Genomic DNA, 19,163 nt, shown 5'->3' with positions numbered 1-19,163 from the left:
GTTTCAGTTTAGATTTTAAAGCTTCTTTTTAAAAAAAGAGGCTTTTTTTGTTGTTTTATGCAAACGATTGTGTATAAAAAGATTCTTTTTCGGACAAAATGGAAACTTAATCTTGTGTATTATAGTAATCAGTGCTAATTCTGCCCCAAGCTTTTAAATTACGCATTTAAGTGTTTTAAACACACTTGTTTTTGTCTTGTTTTCGGAATCATAAAATGCTGTTTTTCTGCTATTTTATTGGGTTTTAGAGAATTGTTAGCTAATGTTTGAAAACAATAAACAAAGTCTTGATTGTTTTGCTGAAAAAGCATTTTTGTTGCGGATCATTTAATTATTTGGCTTTAAAATTATTTAGTGTTTAATTTAAGGAGTGATTTTTTTTGGTATAAATAAAAAAATAATACACAACCGGTTGTGTGATTTGAATTTTTATTTATATTTGTTAAAGAAATGCAAAAGAAGTTTTTTTGATCTGATTAAAACAGCTGTTTTTTGCTTCTTAATTTTCAACTAACTCAAACTATATATTAATTATCTAAATCAATTTTTATGACTGACTTTTTTACAATGAAAAGCAAAAAAAGCTCCTGAAATGTCTGGGGTTTTTATCCCTTATGCTTCTGTTTTCTGTGAGTGCCACGGCTCAGACTACAGTTACAGGGATTGTGTCTGATGCAAATGGACCAATTCCGGGAGCAAATGTGACGCTGAAAGGCACGAAAAATACTGCTGTTACAGGCTTTGACGGAAATTATTCTATAGCTAACGTTCCTTCAAATGGAGTTTTAGTATTTAGTTTTTTAGGTTTAAAAGATAAAGAGATCCCTGTTGCAGGAAAAAATAAAATAAATGCAGTTTTAGAAGAAAACCAAAATAACCTTCAGGAAGTTGTAGTTATAGGTTATGGAACACAGAGAAAGGAAGCGGTAACAGGATCTGTTTCTTCTATAAAAGGAGATGTTGTTCGAGAAGTGCCATCGGCTAATATTACGCAGGCTTTACAAGGCCGTTTGGCGGGGGTTCAAATGAACCAGACATCGTCTAAGCCAGGTGCTGAAATGCAGATTCGTATTAGAGGTACGCGTTCTCTAACGGCTGATAATAATCCGCTTGTAGTGTTAGACGGAATTCCGTTTGCAGGATCAATTGGCGATATCAGTCCAGATAATATTAAAAGTATTGATATCTTAAAAGATGCTTCAGCTACTGCTATCTATGGATCTCGTGGTGCTAATGGTGTTATTTTAATTTCAACAAATAAAGGACAAAAGGGACAAAAAGCTAAATTTTCATACAATACGTACAGTGGTCTAAAAACTATTTTTGCTAAATTCCCAATGATGAACGGACCTGAATTTGTTGCTTTGCGTAAAGCCGCTACACTTCCAGGAACAACTACGCCACTTTACACAAATGGCGCTGATGAAGCTGATAATGTAAATACAGATTGGCAGGATTTAATGTATGGCGCAGGTCTGGTAACCAATCATGATGTTGGTGTTTCGGGCGGAACCGAAGGCGGAAACTATAATTTTGGTACTAGTTACTACAAAGAAGAAGCAGTAGTGCCAGGTCAGGATTACAGCCGTATAACATTAAGAGGAGCTGTAGATCAGGCAATAGGGCAGTATTTTAAAGTTGGTTTTACAACTAATAATAACTATTCGATTTCAAACGGAGGGAATTTAAGTTTGTACAATACTTTGAGTACTACTTCAATTTCTAATCCGTATAATCCAGATGGTTCTTTAAAAAGAACTGTTAAGATGCCATTAGATGAAAACTGGGTATATACGAGAGATGTTATAGAAAATTTGGGAGATAAATGGATCGACCAAACAAAAGCATACAGTTCTTATAACACTTTATATGCAGAGGTAAAAATACCAGGTGTTGAAGGTTTGAAATTCCATGTTGATTTGGGAGGTAATTTCCGTTCGACAAATGGAGGTCAATATACAGGAGAAGGTGTATTTAGCATCAATCCAACAACAGTTTCTACAGCTACTGTTACAAATACTTTAAACACGAACTGGGCGATTCAAAACTTACTTACATATGATCGTACTTTTGGGAAACATCAAGTAAATGCGGTAGCGATGTACTCTTCAGAGCAAACGACATACAACAGATCACAAGTTTCTGCAAAAGACATTCCTTCAGATTCTTTCCAATTTTACAACTTAGGAAGAGCGACAGGAGAAATTTCGATCAATCCAGACAATCAAGATTACCAACAAAGCGGATTGATTTCGTACATGGCGCGTGCGATGTATTCTTATGACAATCGCTACATGCTTACTGCTACTGTAAGATCAGATGCTTCTTCAAGATTAGCAAAAGGACATCAATGGCATACTTATCCTGCTGTATCTGTTGGATGGAATGTAAAAAATGAATCATTTATGCAAAATGTAACTTGGTTGGAGCAATTGAAATTACGTGCAGGTTACGGAGAAACTTCTAATCAGGCAGTTGCGCCTTATTCTACTCTTGGAAGTTTAGCTTCAAGACCATACAATTTTGGAGATACTAATACAACAGGTTATTATGTGTCAACATTGCCAAATCCTGATTTGGGTTGGGAATATTCGACTACAATGAATTATGGTGTAGATTTTGGCTTCTTTAAAAACAGATTGAGCGGTACTTTTGAATATTATGTTACAGATACAAAAGATATTCTTTTAAGTGTAGGTTTGCCTCCAACGGCTGGTGTAGGAAGTTATACGGCTAACATTGGACAAACTCAAAACAAGGGTTACGAATTTACACTTAACGGAGCAATTTTTGACAATCCGAATGGCTGGTCTTGGGATGTTGGTGTTAACTTCTATTCTAACAAAAACAAACTTGTTGCACTTTCTTCAGGACAAACGCGTGACGAAAACAACTGGTGGTTTGTTGGACACCCAATTGATGTGATTTTTGATTATGAGAAAATTGGACTTTGGCAACAAAACGATGCAAATCTTACTAAATATGAGCCAGGAGGAAACGTAGGTATGATTAAAGTAAAATATACCGGAGATTTTAATGCAGATGGTACACCAACAAGACAAATTGGGCCTGCCGATAGACAAATCATTGATGTGAATCCTGATTTCCTTGGAGGTTTCAATACTCGCGTTGCATATAAAAATTTAGACCTTAGTGTGGTTGGTGCTTTCCAGAGCGGAGGTGTTTTGATTAGTACGCTTTATTCTTCGACAGGTTATTTGAATATGTTAAGCGGACGTAGAGGAAACGTAGATGTAGATTATTGGACTCCAGAAAATACGGATGCTAAATACCCAAGACCAGGTGGAATCTCAAGTAATGACAATCCAAAATACGGTTCTACTTTAGGATACTTTGATGCATCTTATGTTAAAATCCGTACAATTACTTTGGGGTACAACATTACTGAAAAATTCATTAAAGATTTAGGAGTTGATCGATTCCGTCTTTACTGCACAGTACAGAACCCATTTGTAATTTCTTCACCTTATTACAAAGAAACAGGTATGGATCCTGAAACCAACTCATACGGTAATGAAAATGCGGCAGTAACTGATTTTTACAAAAGACGTTTACTGACTTTAGGAACTAATACTCCTTCAACTCGTACCTTCTTGCTTGGCCTTAATTTAACATTTTAAAAAAGAAAACAATGAAACCTATACAAATAAAAACTTTTATAGCAACAGCAATAACAACGCTGTTCTTGGGAGCATGTTCTAATGTTTTAGAAGAAGAGCCTCGCAGTATATACACTCCTGAATATTTTAAAACCGAAAAAGGAGTTGTTGGAGGATTAACGTCGATGTATGCCCATTTACGCTACATCTACGGACAAGGGTATTATTACAATACAACAGAAACAGGAACTGATGAAGCAACTTACGCACAAAGTGCCGATGCCAACTTCAAAGATATGGACCTTTCTGGCGTTGGATCAATTACGCCTTCTTCAAGCCGTACAGATGCTTTATGGCAACCAGCATTTATCAATATCAATACAGCAAGTGGAATTATAGAAAATGCTACAGCAATTGGAACTGTTTCAAACGCAATGATTGCTGAAGCTAGATTCTTTCGTGCATTTGATTATTTCTTGTTAGTTCAGACTTTTGGTGGAGTGCCATTGGATTTGGGTGCAGGCGAACTTAAATTTAATACAAGTCCGTCAAGATTTTCGGTTAGAAATACTGTACCACAAGTTTATACAAAAGCGATTTTTCCTGATTTAGTTACAGCGGTTAATGATTTGCCAGATGTAGGTAGAGTAAAAGGCGGGGTGACTAAAACTGCCGCTAGGCTTTATTTGGCAAAAGCTTATTTGACTTACGCATGGTGGTTGAAAAATCCAAATAATATTCCAACTTATCCAGAAACTACTCGCGTTGACCCAGACGGACATGATGCCGCTTGGTATTTCCAAAAAGCTTATGATGTAGCGTGCAGCAGGAATTGATAGCCACGGTTCATTTGCATTGCAACCAACTTACTACGATGTAAACTTAGGAAGCAACGACCGCAACAGCGAAATTTTATTATATGCAGATCACACAGAGAAAAGCGAATTTTATAATGCGAGCAGTTTAACATTTTCGAATGGTAATGCCCCAGAAAATTTTGCGGTTTGGATGATGACGCCAAACTATACGGTTATCAGAAGTTCAGGTGTAAGTTCAGTACAACGTGAAGCAGTGCAGTCTTTAGGACGCCCATTTATTCGTATGTGTCCAACTATTGGTGCTATCGCAAATACATTTGCTGATAAAACAAACGATTCTCGTTACGATGGAACATTCACAACAGTATATCGCGGTAACTGGAATAAAGCGGGTATCACAACACCAACTTTAAATAATGCAAATGGTTTGCCAGTTGCTCCAGGAGGTGCGATTCTTTCTTTCTTAAATGCTGAAAATCCTGCTATTGTTTATGCCGCAGGAAATGGGCCAGAAGGTGGAGCTGTTGGAGCAGGAGTAATAGCAGGAAGATCTGATTTTGTTATTGCTCCAAGCGGTATCAGCAGAATTTTCTACCCAGGTTTATGGAAATTGGGTACTTACAGAACAGATAACGGAACTGGATTGGGTTCTCCTAATGGAGCTAGTACACGTCCGTACAATATTGCAAAATTATCAGAGCTTTATTTGATTGCGGCAGAAGCAAATGTAATGGGAGCCGCACCTCAAGGAGGTAAAAGCGCAAGAGAATTGGTAAACGTTTTGCGTGCTCGTGCCGGAAAATGGAGATTTGATAATGGTGGAAATGTTGCAAAATCGGCAGATAATAGCGCGGCAATGACTGCCGCAACTCCTGCAGTAATTGATATCAACTATATTTTGGCAGAGCGTTCACGTGAATATTTTGGTGAAGGTTATCGTTGGTACGATTTGATTCGTACTCAAAAATGGACAGAACTTTCAAGCTCTTATCAAATTTGTGGTCCAGCTTACGGAAATCATACTCCGCTTACTGTAGCAAGAGATATAAAAGCATATCATTATTTACGCCCAATTCCTCAAGTTCAGTTTGATGCAATGATTATGACAGCGTCTGAAAAAGCGGCATATCAGAATCCAGGCTACTAAAAAATGAAGTTTTTGTTTGTCCAAATTTATATGAATAAAACAAATTTAAGCGACCAATTAAGTTAGTAAAGTTGTAAGTAAGTGTTTATTTTATAGAATTGGTTAAAACTGCGCATAAAATTGTTTTATTAAAAAAGCCGAGAGTTGAGCCCTCTCGGCTTTTTGATGTCAAATGAAAAAGGAGAATAATTATCTTTAAAAAAGATTTCAGTCCCGAAGTTTCGGGATTAGCAGAAAATAAAATTTTGAAAATGAAAAAAATACTAATTTTTATCAGTGCACTTATTTGTGGCACTATTTATTCTCAAATTAAACTTCCGAGGCTAATTAGCGATGGTATGGTTTTGCAACGTGATATTCCTGTGAAAATCTGGGGTTGGTCGGGACCAAATGAAAAGATTGAAGTAACTTTCAATACTAAAAAATTCCAAACCGAAGCTTCTAAAGAAGGAAAATGGGAAATTACAGCGCCTTCTCAAAAAGCTGGAGGGCCTTATGAAATAACTTTAACAGCAAGCAATTCAATTCTTTTAAAGAATATTTTGTTTGGCGATGTTTGGCTTTGTTCCGGACAATCGAATATGGAATTGCCGATGGAACGCGTAAAAGACAAATACAGTGACGTAATTGCAAAGGCAAATAATTCGGAAATAAGACAATTTTTAGTGCCGGATCAATATGAATTTGCAAAAGAAAATACTGATTTGTCAAGTGGAGAATGGAAAGAAGCAAATGCATCAAATATTTTGAATTTTTCGGCTGTCGCTTATTTTTTTGCAAGCGAAATATATGCAAAATATAAAATTCCGATAGGATTAATCAACAGCGCTTTAGGAGGTTCTCCGGCTGAATCTTGGCTTAGTGCCGATGCCATTAAAAAATTTCCAGATTATGATGCCGAATATCAGAAATTCAAAGACGGAACTTTAGGAGCACAAATTGAAGCAAACGACAGAAAAATTAGCACTGATTGGTATGCTGAAATAAATCGTCAAGATGAAGGTTTAAAAAAGAATTGGTCAAAAGCCGATTTAGATGATGTTGACTGGCCGCTAATGAAGATTCCCGGATATTGGAGCGACTATGCTTTGGAAAAAACAAACGGCGTTGTTTGGTTTAGAAAAGAAGTTGATTTATCGAATGTAAAAGCAAGTACGGCAAAATTGATTTTAGGCCGAATTGTCGATGCCGATTCTGTTTACGTAAATGGGAATTTCGTTGGAACAACTTCGTATATGTATCCGCCAAGAAAATACGCTTTTGATCCAAAATTTTTGAAAGAAGGAAAAAATGAAATTGCCATCAGAGTCATCAATAATTCTGGAAAAGGCGGTTTTGTTGAAGATAAGCCTTATCAATTAATTCTTGATAAAGATTCAATTGATTTGAAAGGCGAATGGAAATATAAATTGGGTGTAAAAATGGCACCCTTGCCTCCTTCAACTTTTATTAGATGGAAACCTGTTGGTTTGTATAATTCGATGATTGCGCCTTTGAAAAATTATGCAATAAAAGGTGTGCTTTGGTATCAGGGTGAATCAAGCACAAAAAAGCCTCAGGAATATGCGGCTCTTATGGAAACATTGATTACAAGCTGGAGAGCAGAGTGGAAGCAAGGTAATTTTCCGTTTTTATACGTACAGCTGACGAATTTTATGGAACCAAAAGCAGAGCCAGCAGAAAGCAATTGGGCCGCTTTGCGTCAACAACAAAAAAATACTTTAACTGTTCCAAACACTGGAATGGCTGTAACAATAGATTTAGGCGAATGGAATGATATTCATCCTTTGAATAAATATGATGTTGGCAAAAGATTGGCCTTACAGGCTGAAAAAATTGCATACGGAGAAAAAAATATTGTTGCTTCGGGTCCGCTATTCAAATCGGCAGAAAAAAAGGGAATCAATTGGTTTTATCTTTTTCAGATACTGGAAGCGGTTTGATGATTAAAAATAGTGATCGTTTGAAAGGTTTTGAAATTGCTGGAAGCGATGGCAAATTTGTTTGGGCAAGCGCTATGATTGAAGGAAATAAAGTCAAAATCTGGAATGAAAACATTGATAAACCTGTCAAGGTTCGCTATGCTTGGGCAGATAATCCAGTTGAGGCAAATTTGTATAATAAAGAAAATTTGCCAGCATCGCCTTTTGAGGGAAGTGTAAATAAATAAAAATAGAAAAGAAAAAGCAGGATTTCCAACAAAGAATTCCTGCTTTTTTTAAATCATCAGATTCGCAAATAAGAATTATAGAGGCCTTCTTTCTTCTTTTTTCTGCGCACTAAGGAGCAATTTTTAAATTTATATCGTTTACAAAAATAAGAGGTTGCATGTTGCTCATATTGGTAAGCGATAGCACGCCACTTTTGTTTTCATTTATTCCATTTATTTTAAAGCAGTATTCATCGCCGTCCTTATCTCTTAAGGTCACGAATTCAGAAGTATCGCTTGAATTGTTCTGGCAACTGTTTGATATGGAATATTTATACATCACTTTCATTATGTTTTGATCATAGTTGTAAAGTTTTCCATCCTGAGTAAAAACCCATTTCGTAGTTCGGGTTGTGTTCGAATACCAATTTCCTAAAATGCGTTTTGATGAAGGATCTTGGCTTTGTGCAAAAATTGCAGATGCAAAAAATAGCAATGGCAGTATAAAAAATAGCTTTTTCATAGTTTTTTAATTATAAAATTTGTTGTATTTTATCGAGTGTTATTCTTATAAAAAAAAACAGAATTTTTAATTAATTGGAAAAATTAACACGTTTGTAATTTTCTGTTAAAAGAACATCTTATTTTGAGGCTTTTGAAAATTATCTTACTGGAATATAAATATCAAAAATAGCACCTTTATTCAACTTTCCTGTTGCCTTTATGATTCCGTTATGATTGTCTACAATTTTTTTTACAATAGCTAAGCCAATTCCTGTTCCATTATATTCAAGTTTTCCATGCAAGCGCTGAAAAACTTCAAATATTTTGTTGCTGTATTGTTGTTCAAAACCAATTCCGTTGTCTTCAATTCTGATGTGGCAATAATTGGTTTCTGGAATTAATTTTTCATTGTTGAAAACAATACCTTTAGCAATTTGGCAATTTATTTTTATTACAATCGGGTTTTCAGGATTCGAAAATTTTAGAGAATTACTCACCAAATTATATAAAAGTTGCCTGAATTGAAACGGAATAACATTGGCTTCGCAATTTTTTAGATTTTCAATTTTGGCATTTTTCTGTTCAATTTCTTCTTTTAAATCTTCTTTGACTTCAGCTATAATTTTTCCTAAATCTACTTTTTCAAAAATTCTTTCCTGAACATTGGTTCTAGAATACGAAAGCAGATCATTGATTAAAGTTTGCATTCGCTGTGCCGCATTTTGCATTCTTTTGAATTTATCTTTTCCATAATCAGATAAATTTTCAGATTCTTTCTCCATAATTTGCGTAGCAAAAGTTTGGATTTTTCGCAATGGTTCCTGCAAGTCGTGACTTGAAATGTAAGCAAAAGATTGAAGTTCTTGATTCATTTTTTCAAGTTCCGCATTTTTGTTTTCAAGTTCTAAGGCATTCATTTTTAATTTGTCATCGGCACTCTTTTTCTCTGTTAAATCGTGTGTCATTTTAGAGAAACCAATAATCTGATTGTTTTTATTATGAATAGCAGTAAGGGTTACGTTTGCCCAAAAAAGCGTTTTGTCCTTTCGAACGCGCCATCCTTCGTGGCTCGATTTTCCTTTTTCAATCGCCAGATTCAATAACTTCTGAGGAAGATTGTTTTTTCGGTCAGATTCGGTGTAAAATTGAGAGAAACTTTTACCAATAATTTCTTCGGCTTTATATCCTTTTATTTTTTGGGCACCTAAATTCCAGTTTTCAACAATACCTTCATGATTGAGATACAAAATGGCATAATCCTGAACTTCCTCGACCATCAAATGATAACGTTCTTCACTTTTTTGAAGTGATTCATTCATCAGGCTAAGTTCTTTAGTTCTTGCGGTTACTTGTTGCTCAAGCTCATTTGTAAATGCTTTTTCAGTATGAATATCGGTAAAAGCGCCAACCCATTTAATGATTTTATTTTCGTCATTAAAAACGGGTTCTCCAATAACAGTGTGCCATCTGTAAATGCCGTCGTATCTTTTGATTCGGACATCGCATTTGTAAATTTCCCCAGTAGCAAGACTATGACTCCAAACGCGCATGTTTTCATCAAAATCATCAGGATGAATCATGCTTTTCCAAATTTGTTCTTCAGGCAGGATTCCGGTATATTCAGCCCATTTTCCAGAAACAAACAGTGAATTCCCTTTTTCATCTGTTTCCCAAATTAGCTGTGGAATACTTTCGGTTAAAGAACGAAAACGCTTTTCGCTTTCTTCCAGTTCCTGTTGATGGTTTTTTCTTCGGTAATATCTCTTATTGTGCCAAGAAGTTTTTCTGGTTTATTTTCGGCATCAAAAAAACTTTTCCTTTGGCTTCAAGCCAATGAACCGATTTGTCATGCCAAATCACTCTTAGTTCATAATTGATGATTCCTGAAACAAGTGCTTCGTTATAAGCCGTATTTCTTATATGTAAATCGTCTGGATGAACGAAAGTAAGTAATTGCTCGTGTTTTAGATCAACCATTTCTTTATGTCCGGAAAGGATTTCTAAATAACGTTGTGAATAGTGAATTTTGTTTTCTTTTAGATTGAGTTCCCAAGTACCAAGTTCACTAGCTTCAACTATAATTTTAAGCCTTTCTTCGTTAAGCTCGATTTTTTTTCGAGTTTCAACTTTTTCGCTTACTTCAGTAACGGTAACAATGATTCCTGAGATTTCGCCATTTTCTTCCCTTAACGGATTATAAAGAAAATCAAAATAGGAAATATCAAGTTTTCCGTAGCGATTTAAAGGAATTGGAACTTCATTTCCATGAAAAGGAATTCCAGTTGTTAATACGTCAGATAAAAGTTTGTTTACGCTTTCTTCAACTTCTGGAAGCGAATCAAAAAGTGGTCTGCCTACAAAAGTGCTTTCTTCTCTGTCAACAATTTTTAAATAAGCATCATTGGCCATTTCGACCATATAATCAGGTCCGCGCAAAATAGTGATTCCTATTGGAGCTTGTTTAACGGTATTTCGAAAACGTTTATCCGCTTCTTCTATTTTTTTGTGGCGAGATGCAAATCGGTAATTTCTGTCGCAGTGTTCATTACGCCATAAATATTTCCGTTTGTATCATAAAGCGGCGTAAAACTGTAATTGAAATAAAAGGTTTCCAGTTTGCCGTTCATGGTAATGTCAATGCGAGCATTTTTATTATGAAAAGCTTCACCCGTTTCAAAAACGCGGTTAACTTGTTCAAAAACCGATTGATTGTTGAGTTCTGGCAAGATCTCGGTATATAATTTTCCAACAACATCATTTCCTTTTCCCCAAACGTCCATAATGGATTGATTGGCTAGCTCGATGCGTTGTTCTTTTCCCACATAAACCCCTATTGGAAAAGGAGCATTTTCTACAATTTGTCTTATTTTTTGCTCGCTTTCTTGAACTTTGGCTTTGCTTAAAAGTTGCTCCGTTTTTTCGGTAGTTTCAACAACAGTTACTAATATGCCCCCAACATTTCCATTTTCAGTTTTAATTGGAGTATAGGAAAAGTTGAAATAACATTCTTCATCAAATCCATTCCGATTTAAGATAAGTTTTAGATCAGAATAGCTAACAGCATTGCCATTCATGACATCTTCAAACATTGGCCCGATAGTATCCCAAATTTCGGAAAATGTTTCTTTAGAACCAATTCCCAAAGCGTCAGGATGTTTTATTGAACCCAGAATTGGGCGAAAGGCATCATTATAAAGTTGAGTATATTCATTTCCCCAAGCAATGTACATTCCAATAGGATTGTTGAGCATTACCGAAACCATTGTCTGAAGACTCTTTGGCCATAAATGAGGAATGCCTAAAGCAGTTTTGCTCCAATCTTTGGATCGGGTCAATTTGCCCATTTCGCCGCCGTCAGCTAGAAAATAATATTCCTCGTGGTTCATCCCTGAAAAATTATGGCTGAAGAACGAATTGTTCTCTCGCAGGCTGTTTTAAATTATTTTCGACTGTGGTTGACAAAGCATTGCTGATTACAGCTTTTAGTTTAGAAAATTCGCCAGGTTTGCGTATATAATGTGTAGCACCTTTTTCGTACATCAAATCAACAATTTCAATATCTAGAGAAGTAGAAAAAATAATTACAGGAAGTATATCAAATTCTGGTATTTCCTTAATTTCTTTCAGGCATTCGTGGCCATTTTTGCGAGGCATATTCAAATCTAGAAAAAGAATATCTGGCAAATTGTTAGGTGAATGCGCTTTTAAATAATCCATTAATTGTACGCCATCATGTACTGTTACAAGAGTTACTGGTAGGTTTAATTCGTCAAGAGCTTCTTTAAAAAAGAGCAATCGTCGTCGTCGTCGTCTGCAAGTAAAATATTGTAATGGTTTTTATTCATTTTTAATTGGGGTAAAATTAAATATAAAGCGTTTTTTATAAATTGACCTTTTGATGGATTCTTAATATTAGCTTTTTCTCCTGCTAATATAGAGCAATTTTTTTGAGAAAGAGTCAATATGACCTCAATAACTTGTTATAATTCTGGCAAAAATATATGTCTAAGGATCTGTATTGCTTTAATCTATTCAGATTCATATAAATATATTGAAATGTTTTCGTGATCTTTATCAAAACCGAATAATATTTTTGACAGAAATAACGTGATATTTTATTTTTTATAACTACTTTTAATATATAGTTTTAAATCCTTAAATATATGAAAAACAATGTCTTGAAAGAAATTTTGTTGTTAGGTATTTTAACTTCTGTCTTTGCCTGCAATACAAAAAAAGAAGAACCTGTAGTGGTTGATAAAGAAGCGATAAAAAAGGAAATCCAAAGTAAAGAAGATGACTTTGCTAGAGTGTATAATTCAGGTGAACTTACAAGTGTTGGCTATTATGCAGATGATGCGATTAGCTACTACCAAAACCATATTCCTTTGGTTGGAAAAGCTAATATTTTAGAGTTTTTGAAAGATAATGTTGGCTCAAATTCCAATCAGATTGCATTTAAAACAGGTGAAATTTTTGTATCAGATGATGGAAACCAAGTAGTAGAAACAGGTGCTTTTGAAGTTACAGATTCTACAAAAACCATTATAAATACAGGAAACTATATGAGTTTGTTTGTAAAAAGAGACGGAAAATATGTCTGCGTAAGAGATATGAGTGTTTCAGATCAATAAATAAATGATGATATAAAAAAAGATCGGATTTCAAATCCGATCTTTTTTTTATGCATTTGTATTTTGATTAACGTCTGCGTCCACCGCCACCGCCAAAACCGCCACCGCCACCAAAACCTCCGCCTCCAGATCTTGTTCTGCCGCCTCCTGAATTAAAATTAGAAGAACTGCGATTTGATGGTGATGAAAAGCTTCTATCTGATGTTCCTGCTGAAGGACGATTTGCTGACGAACCTCTATTTGAACTTCTATCTGATGTTCCTGCAGAAGGACGATTTGCAGATGTACCTCTGTTAGAACCTCTATCAGAAGTTCCTGCCGAAGGACGATTTGAAGATGAGCCTCTATTCGAAAGTCCTGTATTTGTTGCACGATTCGAAACGCTATTGCCATAACGGCCTCCAGAATTATTTCGTGCTACAGTGTTTGACCTTGATCTGTTGCTATTGTAATGATTAATGCTGTTTCTATTATTGTTATTGATAATAATGTTGTTATGACCGCCATAATGTCCTCCGTGATAGCCATAATGCCCACCATGATACCAGTGATTGTGACGATAAATTCCAACCGCCAATACCGTAAAAGCGACAAAATAAGGAGGATAATAACCGTAATAATACGGCGGATAATAAGGAACGTAAGCAGGAGAATACACATATTGAACTATTGGCGCCTGCTCCACGATTACGGTTGTTGCAGGAGTACTTTGGGTGACAGGATTATCTCCAGAGTAAGCGGGATTTGCAGTTACAGCAGGAACGTCTTTTTTGGGCTCAATTATATAATTTTTGCCGTAAAGATCTTCATCTCCAACCATTTGAAGTGAGACTTTTCCGTTTTTGTCTTTATCTACCAAGATGATCGCAACATCCTGAGTTTCGCTTTTAGTCACATTGACTTGAAGAATAAAAGTAAAGGAATTGCCATTCTTTTTGGTAACTACTTTTATAAAATCTACTTTTTTATCGAGATTAAGATCCAAGTTATTGATTCCAGTTTCTTTAAGATTTAATTTTTTTTCAAATTCTTCAATTGTTTTTGATTTTTGAAAAAGACTCAGAACAGCGTAAAGATCTAAGTTGTCACCGGGCAACCCTAGAGCAGGTTCGGTATCTTCGGTTTGGGAAAAAATCGGCTGATACATTATACTTATCACAACTACTAAAATTGAGAATAAAACTTTTTTCATAATGTGTGGATTTTTATTTGCTATATGCAAGTTATACAATATTAAGCATATAAAAAAGCATTAATATTAAAATTCTTATCGTAATAAGCTTTGGTTCAGTGTTTTAATTTTGTTGCCTAAAAGTCTATTCTCTCACAAAAAAGACAAAATAGAAAGATCTAGTAAAAATGCTTGTTTTGAAGTTTTTTTGAAAAATATCGAGTTGCTTTTAGTTGGAATTAAATCTTATTGTGTTGTTTTTAAGTCTTTTAATGTCTGATTTGTGTTGAACTGGCAAGGTAAATTTGCATCATAAAAAACAACTTTTTCTAAAAAATGTTTTGTGTAAATTTTTAATACCACTTTTATGAAAATTTTCAATTTAATCGTACTGCTTTCTGTATCTTTTTTTGGAAGTCCAAAAGTCATATCCGGAACAGAAAATTGGACCGCAACTGATATTGAAAGATTCAACAGTCAGCTGGCGACAGTAAAAGAGAAGATCAAAACCAGCCATTCTTATAATACCAAAATCGCTTTTTTTATCGATATGAAAATCAAATCAGGAAAAAACCGATTCTTCGTTTATGACTTGGAAAACGACAAAATTTTGGACGAAGGGCTCGTTGCGCACGGGTGTGGCTCAGAAACCGGAATTGCAGGAAATCTTAAATTCAGCAATGAACCTAATTCTAATGCCACTTCTTTGGGCCGATGTGCAATCGGAAAATCCTATAACGGAATATTTGGAAAATCATATAGACTATCAGGTTTAGATGAAACAAACAGCAATGTTTTGAAAAGAGCTGTTGTTTTGCATTCCTATTCTGCCGTTCCAGAACAAGAGCAGGATTATTATATTTCCAGAAGTCATGGCTGTCCAATGGTCAATGAAGTTTTTTTAAACGACTTGAAAAGATTATCGACAATTCAAAATCTGCAATAATCTTAAATATCTATTACTAAACAGGATAGTGCATGACGCAAACTTTATAGCTATTCAATAATTTTATTACGAACTAACTAACCGTAATAAATATGAAAATTCAAAAATGGTATTCCTTAAACGTTATTCTTTTAATGTTTTGTCTCGGAATATCGAATAAAACTATTGCTCAAAAGACTACAATAAAAAACGATGTTTTTTGGAATACTGTTGATGGAAAACCTTTAAATAGTCAAGGAGGAGGGATCTTTAAATTTCCTGATCCCGCTACAGGAAAACAAAAATATTATTGGTACGGTGTACATTATGCCGAAGCCGATATGTATCGTGCAGATCCTTCTGTGACGCATGAAAAAAATAATTTTGAAGCTGTAACCTGCTACAGTTCTACTGATTTAGTGAATTGGACTTTTGAGAAAAATGTTTTATCAAAAGAAGAAGCAAACAAAACCGGAAAAACATGGGTGGGGCGTTTGGGCGTTTGCTACATTAAAGAAATAAAGAAATACGCCATGTTTGTACAGCATGGAAGCGAAGTGTTGATTACACTTTCTGATTCTCCTACGGGTGAATTTTTGTGGGACAAAAAGATAAACATGGAAAAAATGATTGGAACCAGCAATACTGGCGATCAGACTGTTTTTACGGATGAAGATACCGGAAAATCGTATTTGATTTATTCTTACGGAAAAGGTCGCAACAGAATTTACGTTTCGGAAATTGGAATGAAAGAAGGACAGGTAAATCTGTTGGATTGCACTGAAATTTTCAAAGGCGAAAGCAGGGAAGGAAACTGCATGTTCAAATACAAAGGCAAATATTATATGTACGCTTCAAACATATACGGCTGGGATTCCTCTTTTGCGTATTATTTAGTTGCCGATGACATTCGTGGTCCTTATCTTCCAACAAATGATATGTTGATCACAAAAGGCGCAGAAGACGATTTTGCACATGTCTCACAAACTGGTTTTTTCTTTTCGGTAAAAGGAAGTAAACAAGAAACTATCGTGTATTGTGGTGATCGCTGGGCCGATTTTGCCGGAAACGGTTTAGGCTATAATCAGTGGTGTCCAATGTCATTTGATGGAACTGAACCCTATTTTAATTCGCTTAGCGCTTGGGATTTGGATGCAAAAACAGGAACTTGGAAAGTAAACAAAGAAAATAATTATATAAGAAACGGCAGTTTTGAAGCTGACCGACGCCATATTCCAAGTCCGGTCAAACCCGTACAGCTTCAGTTGACTGGCTGGGCAAGTGAGATAATTGAAGGAAATGTTATTAGCCAAGATACTGCTACTTCGCCCGTTTTAAATCATTTTAATACGCAAATCGAAAGAAAAACAGTAATTGGCGAAAAGAGTTTAAATATTAGTGATAAAGTCAATTTTAAAAGAAAAGTTTTTCAGATTGTAGAATCTTCGCCTTATGTCAAATTAGAAGACGGACTTTATAATTTATCTGTAAAAATTAAAAACAGTGCGGGATTTGATAATCTTGAGGTCTATGTTTTAAGCAATGGAAAGAAATTTCAATTTAATGTAAAGGAAGAGAATGCCGATTGGAAAACAATAGAAATTAAAAATATTGCCATAAAAGGTGGAAAAGCTGAAGTTGGTTTCCTAGCTAACGGAAAAGCAAAGTCATATTGTTTAGCGGATGATATTTACTTGGTGAGAAGCGGAAAGTAAAATTTAGAGAAAAGAATCAAGAGGCAATATTTGTATAGAAAGTAATTTAATTTTATTTGTTTAGTGTTTTTAAGTCTGTAAGCGGTTTGTTTACAGACTTTTTTTATGGTTAATTTCGAAGAAATCAGGCTTTAATTTTTTGCAAAATCTTGCTTCTTGCTTCTTTTTTCTTAAAACGTGAAAAAAATAAAAATAAAAAAGCGTTCATTCATTTATTGTTTTATCTTTGTAAAAAAATACAGCTATGAGAATTAGAGATATTGACAAAGAAAAACTGGTTATTGAAATGGCGATTGACCAGATTGTGCAGGAAGGGTTTCAAGGTTTCAGTATGAATAAATTGGCGAAAGCCTGTTCAATCTCTGTTGGTACGCTCTATATTTATTATGCTGACAAAGATGATTTGATTCAAAAAATAGGAGCCAAAATCGGGCTGAAGTTTTTCAAAAGCACTATTAAAGACTTTTCGCCAGACATGCCATTTGAAGAAGGTTTGTGGAAACAATGGGAAAACCGCGCCAACTTTGCAATGAAATATCCTAAAGAAGTTGCATTTTTTGAAATCATCAAACACTCGCCACATGGAGAAATCATTTTGGACTCAATTAGTGAGTTTGCCGATTTTAGAGCCATTATGAACCAATTTACAGACAACGCACTTCAAAATAAAGAACTTCTCCCAATGAGTTTTGAAGCATTTTGGTGTGTGGCGTACGGACCTCTTTATACATTATTGAACATGCATGCCGAACGCAAAAGTATGGGAGGAAAACCATTTGTGCTTACGAAAGAAATTATGAAAGAAGCCTTTCAAGCGACTGTTAAAGGCTTAAAACCTTGAAAAATTATGGAAACAGATTTAAACACAATACATATTTTTAAAACCAACATTGGAACAATAGATTCTAATTCAATTGCGCATCAATTATTGAGCAATCATCCGCAAATTCAAGAATGGAGTATTGATTGTGAAGACGTCGATTGCGTTCTTCGAGTGGTTTCGGAAACATTGAAACCAGAAGAAATTATAAAATTAATTCGTGATTTTGGCCACGCGTGCCAGGAATTATCGTAAAAAAATACAAATTATTAAAGTGGAAAAAACTACTATAGAAAGCACGGCTTTCACCTTACATCAAAAATTTATTATCGCTATTCTGGCACTTTTGCAATTTACAGTAATCTTAGACTTTGTCGTAATTTCTCCGCTTGGAGATATATTAATGAAAAAGTTAAGCATGACCACTTCTGATTTTGGTTTTGCTGTTTCTGCATATGCTTTTAGCGCCGGAATTTCTGGACTTTTAGCGACAGGTTTTGCAGATAAATTCGATCGAAAAAAACTCTTGATTTTCTTCTATATCGGATTTATTATTGGAACTATTTTTTGTGCCTTTTCTTCAAGTTATCATATGTTGTTGATGGCACGAATTTTTACCGGACTTTTTGGAGGCGTAATTGGCTCTATTTCATTAGCCATCGTAACCGATTTATTTGTGATTCAGCAAAGAGGACGCGTCATGGGATTTATTCAAATGGCATACGCATCGAGTCAAATTCTTGGTGTACCTGCTGGATTATTTTTTGCTAACCACTGGGGCTGGCATTCTACTTTTATTATGATTGCGGTTTTAGCATTACTGATTCTTGCGGCAGTTGCAACGAAATTGCCGGCAATTACAAAACATTTGGAGGTGCAATCAGACAAAAGTCCATTTTTGCATTTGTGGCATACTTTGAGCAACAGGCAATACCAAGTTGGGTTCATGGCAATTGCTTTTCTTTCAATAGGAGGTTTTATGTTACAACCTTTCGGAAGTGCATTTTTAGTCAATAATATTCATATCAGCCAAGAAGAATTGCCAATGGTATTTTTCTTTACAGGTCTTTCAGTATTATTTATAATGCCACTTATCGGGAAATTAAGTGATAAAATAAGCAAGTTTAAATTATTTGCGGCAGGATCAGTTTTGTCTATAATCATGATTTTGATTTACACCAATTTGAGTCCAATTCCGCTTTGGCAAATTGTGGTGTTGAACATGATTTTATTTATGGGAATCATGAGCCGAATGATTCCGGCGACAACATTAAATACGGCAATTCCTGAAATGCAGGATCGTGGCGCATATATGTCTATAACATCATCATTGCAACAAATTGCAGGAGGAATTGGAGCAGTTTCTGCCGGATTTATCGTGCATCAACAAACAAAAACTTCGCCTTTGGAAAACTATCCTATTCTGGGTTATGTGGTTGCAGTTGTTACTTTGTTCAGTATATTTCTGATTTACAGAGTAAGTCAATTGGCGAAAGCCAAAGTTAAAGACGCGAATCTTTAATTTCAATTTTAAGAAATAAACAAAAAGCTTGTTCGTTAGAACAAGCTTTTTTGTAGCCCAAGGTTTCAACCTTGGGGGACTAAGCAAATGTTATCATTGCGTCCCAATGGTTGAAACCATTGGCAATGTTCCTAATTT

General features: G+C 35.1%; 17 protein-coding genes. 11 read left to right on the top strand and 6 right to left on the bottom strand.

Features of this window, described 5'->3' with window-relative positions; translation table 11 throughout:
• Positions 1-629: 629 nt before the first annotated feature.
• The 5 genes from ACQ9BO_RS22350 (at position 630) to ACQ9BO_RS22330 (ending at position 7,755) form a co-directional block, all read left to right on the top strand.
• The gene (locus ACQ9BO_RS22350; RefSeq protein ID WP_431242539.1) at positions 630-3,641 is read left to right on the top strand and encodes a SusC/RagA family TonB-linked outer membrane protein; all 3,012 of its coding nucleotides are present in this window, start codon (positions 630-632) and stop codon (positions 3,639-3,641) included.
• 11 nt (positions 3,642-3,652) lie between these two features.
• Positions 3,653-4,456, top strand: coding sequence for a RagB/SusD family nutrient uptake outer membrane protein (locus ACQ9BO_RS22345; protein ID WP_431242538.1), 804 nt, complete (start codon positions 3,653-3,655; stop codon positions 4,454-4,456).
• Positions 4,457-4,475: 19 nt separating this feature from the next.
• A complete protein-coding gene (locus ACQ9BO_RS22340; RefSeq protein WP_431242537.1) occupies positions 4,476-5,585 on the top strand; it encodes a RagB/SusD family nutrient uptake outer membrane protein in 1,110 nt (369 codons plus the stop codon).
• Positions 5,586-5,836: 251 nt separating this feature from the next.
• Positions 5,837-7,528, top strand: a complete 1,692-nt coding sequence (locus ACQ9BO_RS22335; protein WP_431242536.1) for a sialate O-acetylesterase — start codon at positions 5,837-5,839, stop codon at positions 7,526-7,528.
• On the top strand, positions 7,492-7,755 hold the full coding sequence (locus ACQ9BO_RS22330) for a hypothetical protein (RefSeq protein WP_431242535.1): 264 nt from the start codon (positions 7,492-7,494) through the stop codon (positions 7,753-7,755). Before ACQ9BO_RS22335 ends, ACQ9BO_RS22330 begins: the two co-directional genes overlap by 37 nt.
• A gap of 109 nt (positions 7,756-7,864) precedes the next feature.
• On the opposite strand, the gene ACQ9BO_RS22325 is transcribed toward ACQ9BO_RS22330, so the two are convergent.
• The 5 genes from ACQ9BO_RS22325 to ACQ9BO_RS22305 all read right to left on the bottom strand — a co-directional run bounded on the left by ACQ9BO_RS22325 (position 7,865) and on the right by ACQ9BO_RS22305 (position 12,033).
• The gene (locus ACQ9BO_RS22325) at positions 7,865-8,257 is read right to left on the bottom strand and encodes a hypothetical protein (protein WP_431242534.1); all 393 of its coding nucleotides are present in this window, start codon (positions 8,255-8,257) and stop codon (positions 7,865-7,867) included.
• 139 nt (positions 8,258-8,396) lie between these two features.
• Positions 8,397-9,968 (bottom strand): PAS domain-containing sensor histidine kinase, encoded by a 1,572-nt coding sequence (locus ACQ9BO_RS22320; RefSeq protein WP_431245189.1) that lies wholly within the window; start codon positions 9,966-9,968, stop codon positions 8,397-8,399.
• Positions 9,969-10,002: 34 nt separating this feature from the next.
• Positions 10,003-10,674: a PAS domain-containing protein gene (locus ACQ9BO_RS22315; RefSeq protein WP_431242533.1), complete on the bottom strand. Its 672-nt coding sequence runs from the start codon at positions 10,672-10,674 to the stop codon at positions 10,003-10,005.
• A gap of 59 nt (positions 10,675-10,733) precedes the next feature.
• Positions 10,734-11,624 carry a PAS domain-containing protein gene (locus tag ACQ9BO_RS22310; RefSeq protein ID WP_431242532.1) on the bottom strand — a complete coding sequence of 297 codons (891 nt, stop codon included), beginning with the start codon at positions 11,622-11,624 and terminating at the stop codon, positions 10,734-10,736.
• A 10-nt stretch (positions 11,625-11,634) separates the two neighbouring features.
• On the bottom strand, positions 11,635-12,033 hold the full coding sequence (locus ACQ9BO_RS22305) for a response regulator (RefSeq protein WP_431242531.1): 399 nt from the start codon (positions 12,031-12,033) through the stop codon (positions 11,635-11,637).
• Between the two features lie 368 nt (positions 12,034-12,401).
• Between ACQ9BO_RS22305 and ACQ9BO_RS22300 the strand changes: the two genes are divergently transcribed.
• On the top strand, positions 12,402-12,872 hold the full coding sequence (locus tag ACQ9BO_RS22300) for a YybH family protein (RefSeq protein WP_431242530.1): 471 nt from the start codon (positions 12,402-12,404) through the stop codon (positions 12,870-12,872).
• Positions 12,873-12,939: 67 nt separating this feature from the next.
• Here the strand turns inward: ACQ9BO_RS22300 and ACQ9BO_RS22295 are convergent, their stop codons facing one another.
• Positions 12,940-14,064: a hypothetical protein gene (locus ACQ9BO_RS22295; RefSeq protein ID WP_431242529.1), complete on the bottom strand. Its 1,125-nt coding sequence runs from the start codon at positions 14,062-14,064 to the stop codon at positions 12,940-12,942.
• 346 nt (positions 14,065-14,410) lie between these two features.
• Here ACQ9BO_RS22295 and ACQ9BO_RS22290 point away from each other — a divergent pair, with 346 nt between their 5' ends.
• The 5 genes from ACQ9BO_RS22290 (at position 14,411) to ACQ9BO_RS22270 (ending at position 19,025) form a co-directional block, all read left to right on the top strand.
• Positions 14,411-14,989 (top strand): murein L,D-transpeptidase catalytic domain-containing protein, encoded by a 579-nt coding sequence (locus ACQ9BO_RS22290; protein ID WP_431242528.1) that lies wholly within the window; start codon positions 14,411-14,413, stop codon positions 14,987-14,989.
• A gap of 92 nt (positions 14,990-15,081) precedes the next feature.
• Positions 15,082-16,683: a family 43 glycosylhydrolase gene (locus tag ACQ9BO_RS22285; RefSeq protein WP_431242527.1), complete on the top strand. Its 1,602-nt coding sequence runs from the start codon at positions 15,082-15,084 to the stop codon at positions 16,681-16,683.
• A gap of 244 nt (positions 16,684-16,927) precedes the next feature.
• Entirely contained in the window at positions 16,928-17,524 is a 597-nt protein-coding gene (locus ACQ9BO_RS22280; protein WP_431242526.1) for a TetR/AcrR family transcriptional regulator, read from the top strand.
• Between the two features lie 6 nt (positions 17,525-17,530).
• Positions 17,531-17,758: a hypothetical protein gene (locus tag ACQ9BO_RS22275; protein WP_431242525.1), complete on the top strand. Its 228-nt coding sequence runs from the start codon at positions 17,531-17,533 to the stop codon at positions 17,756-17,758.
• 19 nt (positions 17,759-17,777) lie between these two features.
• Positions 17,778-19,025 (top strand): MFS transporter, encoded by a 1,248-nt coding sequence (locus tag ACQ9BO_RS22270; RefSeq protein ID WP_431242524.1) that lies wholly within the window; start codon positions 17,778-17,780, stop codon positions 19,023-19,025.
• Positions 19,026-19,163: the final 138 nt, after the last annotated feature.

Source organism: Flavobacterium sp. P21 (genome assembly GCF_050632225.1).
Taxonomy (GTDB): domain Bacteria; phylum Bacteroidota; class Bacteroidia; order Flavobacteriales; family Flavobacteriaceae; genus Flavobacterium.
This window is presented reverse-complemented; position numbering and strand designations above follow the sequence as displayed.

What these genes read in the sequence shown, in the direction of transcription:
- ACQ9BO_RS22345 (WP_431242538.1), top strand. Translation starts at nt 3,653, where the DNA reads ATGAAACCTATACAAATAAAAACTTTTATAGCAACAGCAATAACAACG.
- ACQ9BO_RS22335 (WP_431242536.1), top strand. Translation starts at nt 5,837, where the DNA reads ATGAAAAAAATACTAATTTTTATCAGTGCACTTATTTGTGGCACTATT.
- ACQ9BO_RS22325 (WP_431242534.1), bottom strand. Translation starts at nt 8,257, where the DNA reads ATGAAAAAGCTATTTTTTATACTGCCATTGCTATTTTTTGCATCTGCA.
- ACQ9BO_RS22310 (WP_431242532.1), bottom strand. Translation starts at nt 11,624, where the DNA reads ATGAACCACGAGGAATATTATTTTCTAGCTGACGGCGGCGAAATGGGC.
- ACQ9BO_RS22300 (WP_431242530.1), top strand. Translation starts at nt 12,402, where the DNA reads ATGAAAAACAATGTCTTGAAAGAAATTTTGTTGTTAGGTATTTTAACT.
- ACQ9BO_RS22295 (WP_431242529.1), bottom strand. Translation starts at nt 14,064, where the DNA reads ATGAAAAAAGTTTTATTCTCAATTTTAGTAGTTGTGATAAGTATAATG.
- ACQ9BO_RS22290 (WP_431242528.1), top strand. Translation starts at nt 14,411, where the DNA reads ATGAAAATTTTCAATTTAATCGTACTGCTTTCTGTATCTTTTTTTGGA.
- ACQ9BO_RS22285 (WP_431242527.1), top strand. Translation starts at nt 15,082, where the DNA reads ATGAAAATTCAAAAATGGTATTCCTTAAACGTTATTCTTTTAATGTTT.
- ACQ9BO_RS22280 (WP_431242526.1), top strand. Translation starts at nt 16,928, where the DNA reads ATGAGAATTAGAGATATTGACAAAGAAAAACTGGTTATTGAAATGGCG.
- ACQ9BO_RS22275 (WP_431242525.1), top strand. Translation starts at nt 17,531, where the DNA reads ATGGAAACAGATTTAAACACAATACATATTTTTAAAACCAACATTGGA.